Origin of the sequence: Labrenzia sp. THAF187b (assembly GCF_009363375.1) — a bacterium.
In the GTDB taxonomy this organism is placed as follows: Bacteria; Pseudomonadota; Alphaproteobacteria; order Rhizobiales; family Stappiaceae; genus Roseibium; species Roseibium algicola.
This window is the reverse complement of the sequence record NZ_CP045344.1, coordinates 861,812-879,695: the sequence shown is the minus strand read 5'-3', so window position 1 is coordinate 879,695 and position 17,884 is coordinate 861,812. Positions and strand designations below refer to the sequence as shown.

Sequence of the window (17,884 nt, the reverse complement as noted above, 5' to 3'; positions counted from 1 at the left end):
AAGGCAAGCCCCCCTTTGGACTTAGGTCCAAAGCCCCGCTCGACTCGCGGGCCGGGGCGGGGTAGTGGCATGTGGGACACGAAAACCATGAGCCAAACCGGAATGCGCGTCCTCGCCATCGATACAGCCCTTGCCAATTGCGCCGCCGCCGTTCTCGACGACGGTGTCGAAACCGCGTGTTTCGAGGCGTGCGGCGAGGAGATCGGCCGAGGCCATGCCGAGAAGCTGATGGACATGATCGGTGAGGTCATGGCCGAGTCGTCCACCACCTTTTCCGAGCTCGACCGCGTTGCCGTGACCATCGGACCCGGCAGCTTTACCGGCCTTCGCGTCGGACTGGCGGTTGCCCGTGGCTTTGGTCTCGTGCTCGGAAAGCCGGTTGTCGGCGTAACGACCCTGGCAGCCATTGCCCGTTCCGCCGTGCCAGGGGATGACGGCGGTCCCGTGCTGGTGGCGCTGACCGGAAAGGCAGACGAGGTCTATTGCCAGCTTTATCATGCGTCCGGCAGCGCTGCCGATGAAGCCGGTGTCCGTACCATCGCAGATCTTGCGGCGAACCTGCCCAAGGACATAAGATTGGCAGGATCGGCATCGGAAAAAATCGCGAGGGAGCTTGGGCTTCCGGAAAGCGCGATATTGTCCCGCAGCACTTTCCCGGGTATTCGGGATGTCGCGGAACTGGGGATCTCCGCCGATCCTTCGAGGTCATCCCCTTCGCCACTCTATTTGCGGCCGCCCGATGCGACACCGCAAACGAAGGGAAGGATAGAACGGCAATGAGTTTTTGGTGGTTCTGGACCCAGCCGCCGGTGATAGAAGAGGCGCTGGACGAGGATCTACCAAAGATTGCCGACATCCACGCGCTTTGTTTCAAGCACAAATGGAATACGGACGAGCTTGCGCGGATGAAAGCGCATGCGGGGACGATGTTTCTGGTGGCACGCCGGGCGAGCCCCTATGGCACGCGCGCACCGCTTGGTTTCCTGATCGTGCGCACCGTTGCCGACGAAGCCGAGGTCATCACCATTGCGGTTCACCCGCGCCAGCGCGGCCGTGGCATCGGCAAGAAGCTGATGGAAGCCGGCCTGTTTCGGCTCTACGGTGAACGTTGCAAACACCTTTTTCTGGAAGTGGACGCAGCCAACGAACCGGCTCTGCTGCTGTACCGGGCGCTCGGCTTCAAGGAAGTCGGCAGCCGCAAAGGCTATTACAGCGACAGTGGAGGAGACGGCACCGCGCTTGTCATGCGCGTCGATCTTGGTTAAGCGCTGTAGCGGAAACGGATACGGTATCGGAAACAGACAGCGGACGGCATCGCAATGGCGGAAGAGCGGCAATCAACGCTAGCGGACTTGTGCATCGAAAAAGGTATGCGCATGACCGAACAGCGTCGCGTCATTGCCTCCGTCATCGAAGCCGCGTCCGACGAGCACCCGGACGTCGAGGAACTCTACCGCCGCTCCGTGGCGATCGATCCTGGCATTTCCATTTCGACGGTCTATCGCACGGTGAAGTTGTTCGAGGACGCCGGCATGATCGAACGGCACGATTTTCGTGATGGCCGGTCGCGTTATGAAACCGTTCCGGACGAGCATCACGACCATCTGATCGATCTGCGCTCCGGCCAGGTCATCGAGTTCCGCAACGAGGAAATCGAGGCCTTGCAGGAATTCATCGCCAAGAAGCTGGGTTACCGTCTGGTCGATCACCGGCTGGAACTTTATGGCGTCCCGCTCGATGTCCCGAAGGATAATCAGGGCGATGGCTGAGCTCAAGGCCGGGGTTATCATCTTCCTTCTGACGCTGGTCTCGCTGGTGCTGATCCCGCTTCAGTGGCTGGCGGTGAAGCTCGGGCTGAAGATGCAGCGCAAACTACCCCAGCTCTGGCACCGGATCGCCACCCGGCTTGTGGGCATCAAGATCGAGCAGATCGGGGCCCCGGCCGTGGACCGGCCGTTGCTGATCGCCTCCAACCACGCATCCTGGGTCGATATCACCGTGGTCGGCTCGCTGATGCCTCTCTCCTTCATCGCCAAGTCCGAGGTTTCAGGCTGGCCCATTTTCGGCCTGTTCGCCAAGCTTCAGCGCACGGTGTTCGTCAATCGCACCCGGCGCACGGAAACCGCCCAGGTGGCCGATGCCATCGCCGATCGTATGGCTGCCGGGGACGCGATGGTCCTGTTTGCCGAAGGTACCTCCAACGACGGCAATTGCGTCCTGCCGTTTCGCTCGGCCCTACTGGGCGCCGCCACCCGTGCGGTCGGCGAGGACGAAACCTCGAAAGTCTGGGTGCAGCCACTTTCGGTCGCCTATCAGGGCTTTTACGGCCTGCCGATGGGTCGTGCCCATCGGCCGCATGTCGCCTGGTATGGCGATATGGAACTCGCCGGCCATCTTTGGGGCATCTTTTCGCGCGGTGCACTCGACGTGGTGGTGCGCTGGGGCGAGCCGGTTCTGGTTGACCGGACAACGGACCGGAAAGCCCTGACCCGCCGCCTGGAAACCGAGGTTAGGGCCATGACGATAGCCTCGCTGCTGCAAAAGCCGGTCGACACCGAAGATTTCAGCGAAATCGAGACACTCGAGTTCTTCTCAAACGCGGAAAAAACCGCTAAAGCTGGCGCCTGAATTTGCAAGGTGCCGTCCGCCGCCGGTCTCAGGCGCGGGTCCCGGGCATGAAGGACGGATCGATCCTGTGCCTGTGCCGGGTGAACTGCCCGATGAAGGTACCGACATTCACGACATCCGGCCGCCTGAAAAAGGCCAGCGTATCAAGGCCCTGAGGAGCCCCACGAGGAGCGAATGACAAGCCGCCCTGAACAAGACATGGAAACGAACGTCACCGCCGTTTCCACCGCCGATATGACAGACGCCCGCAAGGGTGGGAACACCCGCAAGGTGTTCGTGCGTACCTATGGCTGCCAGATGAACGTCTACGACAGCGAGCGCATGACCGATGTGCTGGCACCGGAGGGATTCGAGGCGACGGACGATCTGGAAGATGCGGATCTTGTCATTTTGAACACCTGCCACATTCGAGAAAAGGCAGCCGAGAAAGTCTATTCGGAGCTTGGCCGCATCCGCAAGGTCAAGGAAGAGCGGGCAAAATCCGGCAAGGACATGATGGTGGGTGTCGCCGGCTGCGTTGCGCAGGCGGAGGGCGAGGAAATTTCTCGCCGGGCGCCGATTGTCGATCTTGTGGTGGGCCCGCAGAGCTATCATCAGCTGCCGTCCCTTCTGGAAAAGGCCCGCGCGGGCTCCAAGGTTGTCGAGACCGAGTTCGACATCGACGCCAAGTTCAATCACCTGTCGGAACGTGCCGAAAAGCAGGTTCTCAAACGCCCGCCGTCCGCCTTCCTGACCGTGCAGGAAGGTTGCGACAAGTTCTGCACCTTCTGCGTCGTTCCCTACACGCGCGGGGCCGAAGTCTCCCGCTCTGTCGAGCAGATCGTCAGCGAAGCCGAACGCATGGCCGCGGCCGGGGTACGCGAGATCACGTTGCTGGGCCAGAACGTCAACGCCTATCACGGCACATCGCCGGACGGTGCCGTCTGGGGTCTTGGCCGGTTGCTGCGGCGCCTGGCGGAAATCGACGGTCTGGACCGGCTGCGCTATACCACCAGCCATCCGCGCGACATGGATGACGACCTGATCGAGGCGCATCGGGACCTGAAAAGCCTGATGCCGTATCTGCACCTGCCTGTGCAGTCCGGGTCCGACAAGATCCTGAAGGCGATGAACCGCCGGCACACGCGCGATGAGTATTTCCGCCTGATCGACCGCATTCGCGAGGTCTCTCCCGACATTGCGCTCTCAGGCGATTTCATCGTCGGTTTCCCGGGCGAGAGCGACCAGGATTTCGAAGACACGATGGATCTGATTCGACAGGTCGGCTACGGCTCGGCCTTCTCGTTCAAATACAGTTCCAGGCCCGGTACGCCCGGCGCGACCATGGACGAACAGGTGCCGGAGGACGTCAAGTCCGCACGGCTGGCCGCGCTTCAGGCGCTGGTTGCCGAGCAGCAGAAGGCGTTCAACGCCTCGCGTCTGGGCATGACCTGCGATGTGCTTCTGGAGAAGACCGGCCGCAATCCCGGACAGCTGGTCGGGAAGTCGCCGTGGCTGCAGCCGGTGCAACTGGATGCACCTGAAGACCTCATCGGGTCGATACAAGCGGTGGAAATCGTCGACATCGGGTCCAATTCCCTGTTCGGGCGGCTGATTGCGGGGCAAGATGATCTTGGAAGGTCCGGACGCATCCCGGCTCCGGCGGCCTAAAGGAGACGTCATTTGACGCGCGACAGCCACTCTTCATCCCGCAAGTCTTCGGTACAATCCTCTGCGGCCGGTTCGGCCTCCGACATGACCCATATTGTTCTTGCCTTTGAAGATAACCGGCTGATCGGAGATCTGTTTGGGCAATTCGACCAGAACCTTGCGCTGATCGAGCAGCGTCTTGGGATCGATGCGATTGCCCGGGGCAACCAGGTGACACTGAAAGGCAGCCAGGTTGGCTGCGCCCAGGCGCGCACGGCTCTGGAAGCCATGTATCAGCGTCTGCTGCAGGGACAGGAAATCCACCCGGGTGATGTCGACGGCGCGCTGCGCATGGCAGCGGCTGCGGAAGCGCAGCTGCCGTTGCCGACGCTGGAGCCGAAGTCCCGGCTGGCCTTCGCCCAGATCGCGACCCGCCGGAAAACGATCGTCGCCCGCACACCGACCCAGGATGCCTATATCAGGTCGATGGATCGGGCCGACCTGATTTTCGGAACCGGCCCTGCCGGTACCGGCAAGACCTTTCTGGCGGTTGCCTATGCAGCAGCTCTTCTGGAGCGCGGCGATGTGGCCCGTCTGATCCTGTCCCGTCCTGCCGTGGAAGCCGGTGAGCGCCTCGGCTTTTTGCCGGGTGAAATGAAGGACAAGGTCGATCCGTACCTGCGGCCGATCTACGATGCGCTTTACGAGATGATGCCTGCCGAGAAGGTCGACCGTGGCTTGCAGTCCGGCATGATCGAAGTGGCGCCGCTCGCCTTCATGCGCGGCCGCACGCTCTCCAACGCGGTGGTGCTGCTCGACGAGGCACAGAACACGACCTCCATGCAGATGAAGATGTTCCTGACGCGTCTTGGGGAAGGCTCGAAGATGATCGTCACCGGCGATCCGAGCCAGATCGACCTGCCGTCAGGACAGATGTCCGGTCTGCGCGAAGCGCTGGGGCTTTTGACGGACATTCCGGAAGTTGCCCACATCCGCTTCAACGAGAAAGACGTCGTCCGTCACGAACTGGTCGGACGGATCGTGACCGCTTACGACAACGCCTCTCGGGAAGAATCGGAAGCGCGCGAGCGCCGCTTTGCCGAGCGACAACGTGGTGCGGACCGCGACGGTGCCTCTGCGCGCCCTCGTGAAGCCGCAAATTCCTGAAAAGCCCTTGCCGACGATGCCAGACCGATTGCCTGATAGTTTTCAGATCGACCTTTCGATAGAAGCGGGTGATTGGCCGGCGGAAAGCCAGTTGGAAGCAATAACTGCAAAGGCAATCACCGCTGCCTTTGCAGGGGCGGATCTGGAAGTGCTGGAGGGAACCGAAGTCTCGCTGCTGTTTACCGACGACGCGTCGATCCGGCAGCTGAACGCGAAATGGCGCGACAAGGACAAGGCAACAAACGTCCTGTCCTTTCCCGGCAGCGATCCGCAAGGCGACGTTTATGGCCCCCTTCTGGGGGACATCGTTTTCGCCTATGAAACCGTCGCAGCGGAAGCTGCAGACCTTGGAATTGAATTTTCCGATCACCTTACCCATCTGACTGTTCACGGTTTGCTTCACCTTTTCGATTATGATCATCAGGAAAGTGAAGAGGCGGAACTGATGGAAAGCCTTGAGAAGTCCATTCTGGCGTCTCTTGGCATCGATGACCCTTACGCGGACAGGCCACTTGTGGCCGACGGCGGTTAAGTGGCATCATGGGATGTGATGTTCTTGATTGATGGATGATGAACTCAATTGAACCGCAAAGTCCGGCAACCGGGCAGAAGCCTGCCAGCACCGGACAGGACCAGGACGGGGAAGACCCGCAACAGCTGAAGCCGCAGAAACCTGCGGCCTTTCTCGATCTCCTCAAACGCTTCCTGCGCTTGGGCCGCCAGTCTTCGAGCTTGCGCGAGAACCTGGAGGACGAGCTTGCTCGCGAAGGTGGTGATGCTGCCTTCTCGCCGGAAGAGCGAATGCTCCTCGGCAACATTCTGAGACTGCGTGAATTGCGCGTCGACGACGTCATGATCCCGCGTGCGGATATCGACGCGGTCGATCTGGAAACCAGCCTGAGCCGCGTCATGGAACTGTTCCAGACGAGCGGGCATTCGCGCATGCCGGTTTACGAAGAGACGCTCGACGATCCGCGGGGCATGGTCCACATCAAGGATTTGATGGCCTATATCGCAGAACGTGGCGCTTCGAACCGTCCTGCAACTTCTGTGGACAATGAAAACGATACAACCGGCTTTCAACCGTCCAATTCGAATGCGCCTGCGCGAAACGGTCACAACATGCCTGACCTGGACCTGTCCTGTGTCGACCTGTCGGTCTCGCTGAAGGACACGGATCTGCTGCGCAATCTCTTGTTCGTGCCGCCGTCCATGCCGGCGACAGACCTGATGGCGAAAATGCAGGCCGATCGTATCCAGATGGCGCTGGTGATCGACGAATACGGCGGAACCGACGGACTTGTGTCGCTGGAGGATCTTGTCGAGGAAGTTGTCGGTGATATCGAAGACGAACACGACGAGGACGAGGAAGCCATGCTGGCTGCCGCCGGCGAGGGCGTGTGGATCGCAGATCCGCGTCTGCCGCTGGAGGAACTCGACGAAGCGCTCGGCACGCAGCTGAACGACGGCGAGATTTCCGAGGACGTCGATACGCTCGGTGGTCTGCTCTATGTCTCCGTTGGCCGCGTACCGGTCCGCGGCGAGCTGCTGCTGGTGCCGGATGAAGTGCCCGGGTTCGAGTTCGAGATAATGGATGCGGATCCGCGCCGCATCAAGCGCCTGAAGATCCGCCGCCGCCGCGCCGACGCGCGCCCGCCGGATCTTCGCCGCCGTCCAAAGCGGACCGATTCCGTTTCCGGCGAGAGCAGCCAGGACAGCGAAAGCACCAAGACCAAGGTTGCTGCGTCCAGCGGAAACGGATGAGCGGCCGGACGCCGAAACCAGCCAAATGGATGCTTGCCAACGGTGCCGATGGCCCGTCGTCTCGAAGCGACTTCTTCGCGCGCCGTTGGTATTAACCCTTGACCCCACTGCGGCGAGCCGACAAATCTCCTGACCGCAAGTATGGGGAAGCTCTTTGATGCAATGGTTGTCACACCGCCTGTCGGCCCTGCCAAATACCTTTCTTCTGGCATGGGGCTGGCAGCGCCGTCTCTTGTGCGCCGCCTGCGGTGCGCTGACGGCCTTTGCGCTTCCCCCTTATGACTTCACCTTCGTGCTTCTGGTCACGTTTCCCTGTCTGGTCTGGATGCTGGACGGAGCGGTCGATCCCGCACCCGGCAAGCGGGTTCAGCGGTTTCGCACCGGCTTCGCGCTCGGCTGGTTGTTCGGCTTCGGCTATTTTCTCTCGGGCCTTTGGTGGATCGGCGCGGCGTTTCTGGTGGAAGCGGAGCGCTTTGCCTGGCTGATGCCCTTTGCCGTGCTGGCAATGCCTGTCGGGCTGGCGCTGTTCACGGGCCTTGGGGTGGGACTGGCCGCGATATTCTGGAGTGACCAGTTTCGCCGCATCCTGGTACTTGCTGCCGGCCTGACACTGACGGACTGGCTGCGCGGCCATGTCCTGACCGGATTTCCCTGGAATGCCTTCGGCTATGGCGTGTCCGGATCGCTGAGTGTGTCACAGGCGGCAAGTCTTGTCGGGCTCTATGGTCTCACCTTCTTCGTGGTTGCGATCTTTTCGACGCCGGCCGTTCTGGCCGACGCTCGCCCGTTTCGCCAGCGCGTGACGGCCGTTGTCATTGCCGCGGTTGCTCTGGCCGCGGTTGCAGGTTACGGCGTCGTCAGGCTCTGGCAGACGGCATTGCCTGTTGCCGATCTGGACATCCGAATCGTGCAGCCATCGATCGATCAGAAAGACAAATGGCGGCCGGAGCTGCGCGACGAGATCTTTCAGACCTTCCTCGACATGACCGAAGCGCCGCTTGGCGGCGCCGCGCGCGTCGGACAGCCGCGCATGGTGGTCTGGCCGGAATCGGCCGTTCCCTTCCTGCTGACACAGGAGCCGGGAGCCTTGTTCCGGATCGGTCAGTCGCTCGGTGACAAGACCGAACTGGTGACCGGTGCGATCCGGGCCGAGCCCGGCATGAGAGGGGCAGATTACTTCAACAGCGTCTTTGTCATCGGCACCGAGGGCACCGTCCAGGGCATCTACGACAAGGTTCGGCTCGTACCTTTCGGTGAATACGTTCCGTTTAAACCTCTGCTTGAATCACTGGGAATTTCTAACCTTGCAGGCCCCATGGATGGGTTCGAGGCCGGGTATCAACCGCGTGTACTGACCACCTCCGAAAGTTTTAGTTTTCTACCCATGATTTGCTATGAGGCAATTTTTCCGGGATCTCTGGACGGTGTTTCCAGGAGGCCGGATTTTCTGCTGAACGTTACCAACGACGCCTGGTTTGGCCGGACGCCCGGCCCTTATCAGCACCTCGCACAGGCTCGTTTACGTGCCATCGAAACCGGCCTGCCGCTGATTAGAGCTGCAAATACAGGCATTTCAGCGGTGATTGATGCCAAAGGTCAGGTGGTCGCGAAACTCGCGATATTCGAAAAAGGTCTGATCGATTCCAAGCTTCCGCAGAGACTAGACAATACTCTCTACGGCATTTTTGGCGATCTGCCGGTGCTCGTTATCTCGTTTCTTATCGTAGTATTTGCCGGGTTTTACCAATACAACCGCGATTCGCGTGTAAATTGATATTTTTTGTTTGAGTTGAGTGAAGAAACTGTGATACAACCGTGAAATAGCCGATTGAAGGCTGCTTCATGTACAAGTGAAAGGTTGCGGGCAAACTTCGGTCTCTTGAGCCTGTGGGGGGATGTCAGGAGAGCTTGTGCAAACGAAAACGAGCGGGCTTTTTCCGCGAGAAAAAGAAAGAGCGACACAGATGCCCAGTAAAAAGTCTCCGAATCCGATCGATATTCATGTTGGCAGCCGCGTCCGGCTTCGCCGCATGATGCTAGGCATGAGTCAGGAAAAGCTTGGCGAAAGTCTGGGCATCACCTTCCAGCAGATCCAGAAATACGAAAAAGGCACCAACCGTATCGGTGCCAGCCGGTTGCAACACATCGCAACCGTTCTGAAAGTCCCGGTTTCCTTTTTCTTCGAAGATGCGCCCGGTACGCCTGAAGAGGCGGAAGGCTTCGGCGAAACGCAGCCGACCTCCTATGTTGTCGACTTCCTGTCTTCTTCCGAAGGCCTGTCCCTGAACAAGGCATTCGTGCGGATTGAAGACCCGAAAGTACGCCGCCGGATCGTCGATCTGGTCCGGTCTCTGGCTGGCGACGACTGACAAAATTCACGCGCGCGCTTGACGCGGCGAAGAACTTCTAAGATTGATGCAGACGGAGCGGCGATGACAATCGCCGCTTCTGTCATATTCATTCCCAGAAGGACGATCGCCAATGGCACGTCAGAATTACCTGTTTACCTCCGAGTCCGTCTCCGAAGGGCATCCGGATAAAGTATGCGACCGTATTTCCGATGCGGTTGTAGATGCCTACCTCAAGGAAATGCCGGAAGCGCGCGTTGCCTGTGAAACCCTGGCAACGACCAACCGCATCGTGATCGCCGGCGAAACCCGCGGTCCGTCAACCATCACCAACGATTACATCGCTCATCTTGCCCGCATGGCCGTCAAGGATATCGGCTACGAGCAAGACGGTTTCCATTGGGAAAACTGCGATATCGCCGTTCACCTTCACGCGCAGTCCGCACACATCGCCCAGGGCGTTGATGCCGCCGACAACAAGGACGAAGGTGCGGGCGATCAGGGCATCATGTTCGGCTACGCCTGCCGCGAAACCGAAGAGTTGATGCCGGCTCCGATCCTGTTTTCGCACAAGATCCTGCGTCTTCTGGCCGACGTCCGCAAATCCGGTCAGGAGCCTGCGCTCGGCCCGGACGCGAAGAGCCAGGTAACCGTCCGCTACGTCGACGGCAAGCCGGTCGAGGCAACCTCGATCGTTCTGTCGACCCAGCATCTGGATCCGGCCCTGACCTCCTCCGACGTGCGCGCCATTGTCGAGCCCTACATCCGCACTGCACTGCCGGAAGGCTTCATCACCGGCGACACCGTCTGGCACGTCAACCCGACCGGCGCCTTCGTCATCGGCGGCCCTGACGGTGATGCAGGCCTGACCGGCCGCAAGATCATTGTCGACACCTACGGTGGTGCAGCTCCACACGGCGGCGGCGCATTCTCCGGCAAGGATCCGACCAAGGTGGACCGTTCGGCAGCCTACGCGGCGCGCTATCTTGCCAAGAACGTTGTTGCGGCCGATCTGTCCGACCGCTGCACCATTCAGCTTTCCTACGCCATCGGCGTTCCGGAGCCGCTGTCGGTCTACGTCGACCTGCATGGCACCGGCCGTTGCGATGAAGCCAAGCTGGAAAAAGCCTTGCGCGATGTCATGGGTCTCAGCCCGCGCGGCATTCGCCAGCACCTGAAGCTGAACAACCCGATCTATGAGCGCACCGCCGCTTACGGCCACTTCGGCCGCGAACCTGAGGCCGATGGCGGCTTCAGCTGGGAAAAGACGGATCTGGTTGACGCGCTGCGCCCGCTTGCGGGATAAGCTGCGCTTACGCTGAACATGGAAGAAGTGAAGCAGATCGCCGGTTCAGTGCCGGCGATCTGTCGTTTTGAAGTTGAATTATGACTGACCGCTACGAAGGTTCCTTTTACGGCCGCCGCAAGGGCAAGCCGTTGAGCCCGCGCCGTGAGGCGCTGATGGAAAACGAACTGCCGCGCCTCGCGCTGGACCTGGCGACCCCCGCTCCGGAGGATCTGAAGACCCTCTTTGATGCGGATGTCGACGAGGTGTGTCTGGAGGTCGGTTTTGGCGGCGGTGAGCATCTGCTCCACCGGGCCAGAACCAATCCGCGTGTCGGCTTCATCGGCGTCGAACCTTTCGTCGGCAGCATGGCCAAGGCCGTGAATGCCGTCGTGGGGGAGGGGTTCCGCAATATCCGCCTTTACGATGATGATGCCGTCAATGTGCTGGACTGGTTGCCCGAGGCAAGTCTCGACTTGGCCTATCAGCTCTATCCGGATCCCTGGCCGAAAAAGCGCCACTGGAAGCGCCGGTTCATCAACGAGCAGAATCTCGATCGCTATGCCCGGGTCATCAAGCCCGGCCACGAATTCCGTTTTGCCAGCGACATCGATACCTACGTCGACTGGACACTGCGCCATTGCCGCGACCATGTGGCGTTCGAATGGGCTGCGGAAACTGCATCCGACTGGAAAACGCCCTGGGAAGGCTGGCCGAGTACACGCTACGAGGCGAAGGCCATCCGCGAGGGGCGTATCGGACGCTACCTGACCTTCCGCAGGGTGTAGCGGCGTAGCGCGGAGAACGGCGCATTTGCTGCCGTTTATCGGGGGATTCTGGACTGGCGCCAACTTCTTTGAGGAATTTGGCCCGGCCTCTTGCCTTTTTGCCCCCTTTGGCGTTATACAGCCCGTGTTTCACCTCAAACGGCTTATCTGAGCACTTTGAGAGTGGGCCCGCCGGGGACCCGCTCTTTTTTGCTTACATAACCGGAAACCAACGAGTTCGAGCAGGACTGCCCTATGTAAATCGACAATCAGGTGCATCTGATGCTCAAGAGCCGGTAACGGCCGCCAACAGGAGCCAAGTGTGAGCGCACACGAACCGAGAATTGTGACGGAACAGGGTCTTGATGCCCGTGTTGCCGCAATTGTGGAGCCGGTCATCGAGGACCTCGGCTACCGACTGGTGCGTACGAAGATCAGTGCTCAGAACGGCTGCACCCTGCAGATCATGGCGGAGCGCCCCGACGGCACCATGACGGTCGAGGACTGCGAAACCATCAGCCGGGCCGTCTCGCCTGCGCTCGACGTCGAAGACCCGATCAACCGGGCATATCATCTAGAAGTTTCATCTCCAGGTATCGATCGTCCGCTCGTGCGGGCCGGCGATTTCAATCGCTGGGCCGGCCATGAGCTGAAGGTCGAGATGGCCGTCATGCTGGATGGCCGCAAGCGGTTCCGGGGCAAGCTCCTCGGCGCGGAAGACGGCAAGGCCAACCTTCGGCTGCCCGATGTGCGGGAAGGCGAAGAGGACACCGTGGCGCTGCCGCTGGAGAACATCGGCGAAGCCAAGCTGGTTCTGACCGATGACTTGATTACCGCAGCTCTTCAGGCGGAAAAGGCGGCGCTTGCCGCCCGTGGCCAGGATGACGAGCTGTCGCAGGACAACATGCCCAACTGAGCCACAGGCTCTAAGGGAAAGAAGAAGAACGCGCCCGAACCGATCCTTGGCGCAAGAGGAGTGGAATATGGCAATCAGCGCGAACCGGCTGGAACTGCTGCAAATCGCTGACGCGGTCGCACGGGAAAAATCCATCGACCGGATGATCGTCATCAATGCAATGGAAGACGCGATCCAGAAGGCAGCCCGCTCCCGCTATGGTACGGAAACGGAAGTCCGTGCCGAAATCAATCCGAAGACCGGCGAGATCCGTTTGCAGCGCCTGCTTCAGGTCGTTGACACTGTCGAGAACGTTTCCACCGACATCTCTCTTGATGACGCGCAGGCCCGCAATCCGGAAGCCAGCATCGGCGACTTCATTGCCGAACCGCTGCCGCCGCTCGATTTCGGCCGTATCGCCGCCCAGTCCGCCAAGCAGGTCATCGTGCAGAAAGTGCGCGAAGCCGAGCGTGACCGTCAGTACGAAGAATTCAAGGACCGTGTCGGCGAAGTCGTCAACGGTGTCGTCAAGCGCGCGGAATACGGCAACGTCATCGTGGATCTTGGCCGCGGCGAAGGCATCGTCCGCCGCGACGAGCTGATCCCGCGCGAAATCTTCCGCACGGGCGACCGCATCCGCGCCATCATTTACGACGTTCGCCGCGAGCAGCGCGGCCCGCAGATCTTCCTGTCGCGCACGCATCCGCAGTTCATGGCGAAGCTGTTTGCCCAGGAAGTTCCGGAAATCTACGACGGCGTCATCGAGATCAAGTCCGTTGCCCGTGACCCGGGTTCGCGCGCGAAGATCGCCGTGATCTCCAAGGACAGCTCCATCGATCCGGTCGGCGCCTGCGTGGGTATGCGCGGCAGCCGCGTCCAGGCCGTTGTTGGCGAGCTCCAGGGCGAAAAGATCGACATCATCCCGTGGAACGAAGAAGCGGCAACCTTCATCGTCAACGCCCTGCAGCCGGCCGAAGTTGCCAAGGTTGTTCTGGACGAAGACGCCGAACGTATTGAAGTTGTCGTTCCCGATGACCAACTATCACTGGCGATCGGCCGCCGCGGCCAGAACGTGCGTCTGGCCTCACAGCTGACCGGCTGGGCCATTGACATCATGACCGAGCAGGAAGAAAGCGACCGCCGCCAGAAGGAATTCCTGGAGCGCTCGCAGCTGTTCATGGAAGCCCTCAACGTGGACGAGATGGTCGGACAGTTGCTGGCGACCGAAGGCTTTACCTCGGTTGAGGAAGTTGCCTATGTGGAGCTCGACGAGATCTCCATGATCGAAGGCTTCGACGACGACACCGCCGTCGAAATCCAGGCACGTGCCCGGGATTACCTGGCCGAGCTGGAAGCAAAACTCGACGAAGAGCGTATTTCGCTCGGCGTTGCCGACGACTTGAGGTCGATTGATGGCCTGACAACGGCTATGATGGTTGCCTTGGGCAAGGACGACATCAAGACGATGGAAGACCTCGCCGGTTGCGCTGCTGACGATCTCGTCGGCTGGACCGAACGCAAGGACGGTGAAACCAAGCGCTTCGAAGGTGCTCTTTCGGAATTCGACATGTCCCGCGCTGAAGCGGAAAACGTCGTGATGGCCGCCCGTCTGGCCGCCGGCTGGATCACCGAGGAAGAACTCGCAGCTCAGGCTGAGGCAGAAGAAGCCGAAGAAGAAGACGAGGCCGAAATGGCCGAGACCGTTGGAGAAGAGCCGCAGGGCGGCGCGATCCTGAACGGGTAACGAGAGAGGCAAAAGCCTCCTGTATGAAGCTTCCGGTATGGCCCCGGCCGATCGGCAGCTTCGAATTCGCAAGTTCGATCAACTTTTCTGCGCCGAAGGTGTTCGCACCGGAAAGCAGGTTGATCTAAAGGAGTGGCAGCGTGCCCAGGAAGAGTGAGCCGACCGAACGGCAATGTGCCGTGACCCGGGAGGTTCAGCCCGTCAGTGCGCTGATCCGGTTCGTCCTCGACCCGCAAGGCGAGGTGGTTCCGGATCTGAAGCGGGTTCTTCCAGGGCGTGGTGTTTGGATAACCGCCACGAAAGAAGTCGTGGCTGTTGCCGAAAAGGACCGGAAAAAGGTCTTCGGCAGGGGTTTTAAAGGGGAAGCCTCTGTCGAGCCGGGACTGGCGGATCGGGTTGATGCGCTCATGGAACGATCGGCGCTGCAAGCGCTCTCCATGACGCGCAAGGCCGGCGAGCTGGTAACGGGATATGCGAAAGTTGAAGCAGCTCTGCGGCAGGAAGATGTCGCCGGGCTGGTCCATGCCTCGGACGCTGCAGAAGACGGGGTAAGGAAGCTGGCGGCACTGGCTGCCGGCACTCAGGAACACGCAAACGGATGCCAAATCGTCCGTTTGTTCGATTCGGACCAATTGGATTTGGCATTGGGCCGGTCAAATGTGATACATGCTGCACTGCTTGCGGGGCAGGCGAGCGAAAACTTCCTGTCGCGGGTGCGTGACCTGGAGCGTTTTCGCAACTCCTCCGGGGCAAGCAGCGATAATGGCAACGCTTGAAAAGGCGGTTGCGCAGGACTGAAGGCAATATGAGCGATACGAAAAATCCAGGCGACAAGACAATCAGCGTTGAGCGTGGCAAAACGCTTGGCCTAAAGCGCGGCGGTGGCGATCAGGGAACTGTTCGGCAGTCCTTCTCGCATGGCCGGACCAAAGCCGTCGTCGTGGAAAAGAAGAAGCGTCGTGTTGTACTCCCGGGGCAGGAAGCGAAAGCAGAAGCTCCTGCGCCGACAACACAGCGCCTCGAGCGGCCGGCTGAAGCGCCGCGTACGCCGCCACAGCCAGATCCACAGGCGACCAAGCAGGCCCGCCGGTCTGCCTCCGGCCAGCGCCAAAAGGGCAACGGCAACGTTCTGCGCACCCTGACCAAGGAAGAAGCGGCAGCACGTGCGGCAGCCCTTCAGATGGCGAAGGTGCGCGACGAGGAAGACCGCAAGCGCCGCGAAGAAGAAGACAAGCGCCGGGCTGTTGAAGCCGCGCAGCGTCAGGCCGAAGAAGAGGCCCGCGCCAAGGTGGAAGCGGAAGAGCGCGCAAAGCGTGAAGCCGAAGAAGCTCTCCAGGCTGCGGAACAGGCCAAGGCCGAACCGAAGAGCGAACCTGTCGCCGAACCGGCAACGGAAGCTGCTGCGCCTGTGCGCAAGGAAGCAACCGGTCGCACCGTGGTTCGCAAGCCGGCTCACGCCGACGGCGGCAAGCCGCCCAGCCTTGACGACATGGGCAAGCGCAAGGCGCCGGAAGCTCCGGCCGCACGTGCGAAACCCGAGCGCGGAGAATCCGAAGAAGACGATCGCAACAACAAGAGCGTTCGTGCGGTCAAACGCCCGAAGCAGGCTCCGGCTCCCGCCGCGCGTCCGCGCACTGGCGACGACCGCCGCCGCTCCAAGCTGACCATCTCCGCCGCCACCGGTGGCGACGACGGCCAGCGTGCGCGGTCTCTGGCTTCCATGCGCCGTCGCCAGGAAAAGGCGAAGCGCGGGCAGCAGCAGGTCGTGCGTGAAAAGATCATGCGTGAAGTCGTTCTGCCGGAAGCCATCACGATCCAGGAACTCGCCAACCGTATGGCAGAGCGCGCCGTGGACGTGATCAAGCTTCTCATGAAGCAGGGCCAGATGCTCAAGATCAACGACGTTATCGACGCCGATACCGCCGAACTGATCGCCGAGGAAATGGGCCACACGGTCAAGCGCGTGTCTGAAGCAGACGTCGAAGAAGGTCTGTTCACCACGGAAGACGAACCGGCCACCCTGCTGCCGCGTCCTCCGGTCGTGACCATCATGGGTCACGTCGATCACGGCAAGACCTCGCTGCTCGATGCGATCCGCAAGTCGAAGGTTGTCACCGGCGAAGCCGGCGGCATTACCCAGCACATCGGCGCCTATCAGGTCGATCAGGACGGCAACAAGATCACCTTCATCGATACCCCGGGCCACGCTGCGTTCTCGCAGATGCGTGCTCGCGGTGCGAAGTCGACCGATATCGTGATCCTTGTTGTTGCTGCCGACGATGGTGTCATGCCGCAGACCAAGGAAGCCGTTGCGCACGCCAAGGCGGCCGACGTACCGATCATCGTGGCCATCAACAAGATGGACAAGCCGGAAGCAGATCCGAACCGCGTCCGTACCGAACTTCTCAGCGAGAGCCTCGTTGTGGAATCCATGGGCGGTGACGTGATCGATGTGGAAGTCTCGGCCAAGAGTGGCCAGGGCCTCGACAAGCTTCTGGAAATGATCCTGCTGCAGTCCGAAGTTCTGGAACTCCAGGCAAATCCGGACCGCAAGGCGGAAGGTATCGTCATCGAAGCGCAGCTCGACAAGGGCCGTGGTCCGGTTGCCACCGTTCTGGTGCAGAAGGGCACACTCAAGCCGGGCGACATTCTTGTTGCCGGTGCCGAGTGGGGCCGCGTCCGCGCCATGCTCGACGAGAATGGCAACCAGGTGAAGGAAGCCGGTCCGGCCAAACCGGTCGAGGTTCTGGGCTTCCAGGGCACGCCGGAAGCCGGTGACATGGTTGCGGTCGTCGACAACGAAGCCCGCGCCCGTGAAATTACCGATTACCGTCAGCGCCAGATCCGCGAGAAGGCCTCCGTGGTCGCCTCCGGTACGCGTGGTTCGCTCGAGCAGATGATGAACCGTCTGCAGGAAACCGGCAAAAAAGAGTTCCCGCTGGTGCTCAAGGCCGACGTGCAGGGCTCCGCGGAAGCGATTGCCCATGCGCTCAACGAACTCGGCAACGAGGAAGTCGGCGCACGCATCCTGCTCTCCGGTGTCGGTGGCATCACCGAAAGCGACGTCACGCTGGCGCTCGCTTCCAAGGCTCCGATCATCGGCTTCAACGTGCGTGCCAACAAGCAGGCTCGTGAAGCGGCAAGCCGCGAAGGCATCGAGATCCGTTACTACAACGTGATCTACGACCTGGTCGACGACATCAAGGCGGCCCTGTCGGGCATGCTGTCGCCGGAGCGCCGCGAGACCTTCCTCGGCAATGCGGAGATCAAGGAAATCTTCCACATCTCCAAGGTCGGCAAGGTTGCAGGCTGTCTGGTCACCGAAGGTGTCGTGGAACGTGGCGCCAACGTTCGCCTCATTCGCGACGACGTGGTCATCCACGAAGGCGAACTGGGCACGCTCAAGCGCTTCAAGGACGAGGTCAAGTCTGTCGAATCCGGTCAGGAATGCGGCATGAACTTCGTCAAGTACCAGGACATGCGTCCGGGCGACGTCATCGAGTGCTTCCGCGTCGAGCAGATCGCACGGACACTCTGATCGAAGTCAGAAATCTACTTGAAACTGATGTCAGCGGCTTATTCAATTAAGCCGCTGACGTCGTATCTGGTCGCAGGTAACGCCGTTATGCCATGGCTCGGCCGTGGTATTCGCACCAT

Annotated in this window: 16 protein-coding genes; all 16 read left to right on the top strand. The window is 60.7% G+C overall.

Going from position 1 to position 17,884, the window contains the following annotated elements:
• The first annotated feature begins 102 nt into the window (after positions 1 to 102).
• The 16 genes from tsaB to infB all read left to right on the top strand — a co-directional run bounded on the left by tsaB (position 103) and on the right by infB (position 17,765).
• Entirely contained in the window at positions 103 to 780 is a 678-nt protein-coding gene (gene tsaB, locus FIV03_RS04070; protein ID WP_152511814.1) for a tRNA (adenosine(37)-N6)-threonylcarbamoyltransferase complex dimerization subunit type 1 TsaB, read from the top strand.
• Positions 777 to 1,265 carry a ribosomal protein S18-alanine N-acetyltransferase gene (gene rimI / locus FIV03_RS04065; protein WP_022999124.1) on the top strand — a complete coding sequence of 163 codons (489 nt, stop codon included), beginning with the start codon at positions 777 to 779 and terminating at the stop codon, positions 1,263 to 1,265. Before tsaB ends, rimI begins: the two co-directional genes overlap by 4 nt.
• Before the next feature lie 54 nt (positions 1,266 to 1,319).
• Entirely contained in the window at positions 1,320 to 1,769 is a 450-nt protein-coding gene (locus FIV03_RS04060) for a Fur family transcriptional regulator (RefSeq protein ID WP_031268709.1), read from the top strand.
• Entirely contained in the window at positions 1,762 to 2,628 is an 867-nt protein-coding gene (locus FIV03_RS04055) for a lysophospholipid acyltransferase family protein (RefSeq protein ID WP_022999122.1), read from the top strand. The genes FIV03_RS04060 and FIV03_RS04055 overlap by 8 nt, the downstream gene beginning before the upstream one ends.
• Before the next feature lie 234 nt (positions 2,629 to 2,862).
• Entirely contained in the window at positions 2,863 to 4,278 is a 1,416-nt protein-coding gene (miaB, locus tag FIV03_RS04050; protein WP_228872652.1) for a tRNA (N6-isopentenyl adenosine(37)-C2)-methylthiotransferase MiaB, read from the top strand.
• An 84-nt stretch (positions 4,279 to 4,362) separates the two neighbouring features.
• Positions 4,363 to 5,424 carry a PhoH family protein gene (locus FIV03_RS04045; RefSeq protein WP_022999120.1) on the top strand — a complete coding sequence of 354 codons (1,062 nt, stop codon included), beginning with the start codon at positions 4,363 to 4,365 and terminating at the stop codon, positions 5,422 to 5,424.
• Between the two features lie 16 nt (positions 5,425 to 5,440).
• Complete coding sequence (ybeY, locus tag FIV03_RS04040; RefSeq protein ID WP_075281731.1) at positions 5,441 to 5,956, top strand: rRNA maturation RNase YbeY; 516 nt, start codon at positions 5,441 to 5,443, stop codon at positions 5,954 to 5,956.
• 35 nt (positions 5,957 to 5,991) lie between these two features.
• On the top strand, positions 5,992 to 7,188 hold the full coding sequence (locus FIV03_RS04035; protein ID WP_022999118.1) for a hemolysin family protein: 1,197 nt from the start codon (positions 5,992 to 5,994) through the stop codon (positions 7,186 to 7,188).
• Between the two features lie 157 nt (positions 7,189 to 7,345).
• Positions 7,346 to 8,962: an apolipoprotein N-acyltransferase gene (lnt, locus tag FIV03_RS04030; RefSeq protein WP_209009851.1), complete on the top strand. Its 1,617-nt coding sequence runs from the start codon at positions 7,346 to 7,348 to the stop codon at positions 8,960 to 8,962.
• A gap of 190 nt (positions 8,963 to 9,152) precedes the next feature.
• Positions 9,153 to 9,557 carry a helix-turn-helix transcriptional regulator gene (locus FIV03_RS04025; protein WP_023014432.1) on the top strand — a complete coding sequence of 135 codons (405 nt, stop codon included), beginning with the start codon at positions 9,153 to 9,155 and terminating at the stop codon, positions 9,555 to 9,557.
• Between the two features lie 112 nt (positions 9,558 to 9,669).
• A complete protein-coding gene (gene metK, locus FIV03_RS04020; protein ID WP_022999115.1) occupies positions 9,670 to 10,842 on the top strand; it encodes a methionine adenosyltransferase in 1,173 nt (390 codons plus the stop codon).
• A gap of 80 nt (positions 10,843 to 10,922) precedes the next feature.
• Positions 10,923 to 11,609: a tRNA (guanine(46)-N(7))-methyltransferase TrmB gene (locus FIV03_RS04015; RefSeq protein WP_152508748.1), complete on the top strand. Its 687-nt coding sequence runs from the start codon at positions 10,923 to 10,925 to the stop codon at positions 11,607 to 11,609.
• Between the two features lie 301 nt (positions 11,610 to 11,910).
• Positions 11,911 to 12,504 carry a ribosome maturation factor RimP gene (rimP, locus tag FIV03_RS04010; RefSeq protein WP_031268707.1) on the top strand — a complete coding sequence of 198 codons (594 nt, stop codon included), beginning with the start codon at positions 11,911 to 11,913 and terminating at the stop codon, positions 12,502 to 12,504.
• A gap of 67 nt (positions 12,505 to 12,571) precedes the next feature.
• On the top strand, positions 12,572 to 14,227 hold the full coding sequence (gene nusA, locus FIV03_RS04005) for a transcription termination factor NusA (RefSeq protein WP_062490911.1): 1,656 nt from the start codon (positions 12,572 to 12,574) through the stop codon (positions 14,225 to 14,227).
• A gap of 140 nt (positions 14,228 to 14,367) precedes the next feature.
• On the top strand, positions 14,368 to 15,003 hold the full coding sequence (locus FIV03_RS04000; protein ID WP_031268706.1) for an RNA-binding protein: 636 nt from the start codon (positions 14,368 to 14,370) through the stop codon (positions 15,001 to 15,003).
• A gap of 29 nt (positions 15,004 to 15,032) precedes the next feature.
• Positions 15,033 to 17,765 (top strand): translation initiation factor IF-2, encoded by a 2,733-nt coding sequence (infB, locus tag FIV03_RS03995; RefSeq protein ID WP_152508747.1) that lies wholly within the window; start codon positions 15,033 to 15,035, stop codon positions 17,763 to 17,765.
• Positions 17,766 to 17,884 lie beyond the last annotated feature (119 nt).

Coding starts and splice junctions, on each gene's coding strand:
- tsaB (WP_152511814.1), top strand. CDS start 103: ATGCGCGTCCTCGCCATCGATACAGCCCTTGCCAATTGCGCCGCCGCC.
- rimI (WP_022999124.1), top strand. CDS start 777: ATGAGTTTTTGGTGGTTCTGGACCCAGCCGCCGGTGATAGAAGAGGCG.
- FIV03_RS04060 (WP_031268709.1), top strand. CDS start 1,320: ATGGCGGAAGAGCGGCAATCAACGCTAGCGGACTTGTGCATCGAAAAA.
- FIV03_RS04055 (WP_022999122.1), top strand. CDS start 1,762: ATGGCTGAGCTCAAGGCCGGGGTTATCATCTTCCTTCTGACGCTGGTC.
- miaB (WP_228872652.1), top strand. CDS start 2,863: ATGACAGACGCCCGCAAGGGTGGGAACACCCGCAAGGTGTTCGTGCGT.
- FIV03_RS04045 (WP_022999120.1), top strand. CDS start 4,363: ATGACCCATATTGTTCTTGCCTTTGAAGATAACCGGCTGATCGGAGAT.
- ybeY (WP_075281731.1), top strand. CDS start 5,441: ATGCCAGACCGATTGCCTGATAGTTTTCAGATCGACCTTTCGATAGAA.
- FIV03_RS04035 (WP_022999118.1), top strand. CDS start 5,992: ATGATGAACTCAATTGAACCGCAAAGTCCGGCAACCGGGCAGAAGCCT.
- lnt (WP_209009851.1), top strand. CDS start 7,346: ATGCAATGGTTGTCACACCGCCTGTCGGCCCTGCCAAATACCTTTCTT.
- FIV03_RS04025 (WP_023014432.1), top strand. CDS start 9,153: ATGCCCAGTAAAAAGTCTCCGAATCCGATCGATATTCATGTTGGCAGC.
- metK (WP_022999115.1), top strand. CDS start 9,670: ATGGCACGTCAGAATTACCTGTTTACCTCCGAGTCCGTCTCCGAAGGG.
- FIV03_RS04015 (WP_152508748.1), top strand. CDS start 10,923: ATGACTGACCGCTACGAAGGTTCCTTTTACGGCCGCCGCAAGGGCAAG.
- nusA (WP_062490911.1), top strand. CDS start 12,572: ATGGCAATCAGCGCGAACCGGCTGGAACTGCTGCAAATCGCTGACGCG.
- infB (WP_152508747.1), top strand. CDS start 15,033: ATGAGCGATACGAAAAATCCAGGCGACAAGACAATCAGCGTTGAGCGT.